Origin of the sequence: Gilliamella sp. Pas-s27 (genome assembly GCF_009795865.1) — a bacterium.
Lineage (GTDB): Bacteria > Pseudomonadota > Gammaproteobacteria > Enterobacterales > Orbaceae > Gilliamella.
This window is the reverse complement of sequence record NZ_WTEW01000152.1, coordinates 1-257: the sequence shown is the minus strand read 5'-3', so window position 1 is coordinate 257 and position 257 is coordinate 1. Positions and strand designations below refer to the sequence as shown.

At 38.5% G+C, this 257-nt stretch carries 1 pseudogene; it reads left to right on the top strand.

The features are described from left to right. A pseudogene (locus GQ589_RS12095) lies at nt 1-257 on the top strand (IS481 family transposase); the annotation flags it as partial.

Sequence of the window (257 nt, the reverse complement as noted above, 5' to 3'; positions counted from 1 at the left end):
GAAAATCAATTACAGGCCCTTGAAAAAGCCAAAGCATCACGAGAAGCGCATGGTGAAATTGAGACACATCATCCGGGTTATTTATGTGCACAAGATAGCTATTATGTAGGGCACATTAAAGGCATAGGGAAAATATACCAACAAACATTTATTGATACCTATTCTAGACTCGCTTTTGCTAAAGTCTATACCGAGAAAAACAGTCTGATTGCTGCTGATATGCTCAATGATAAAGTGCTTCCTTTCTTTGACAGCGA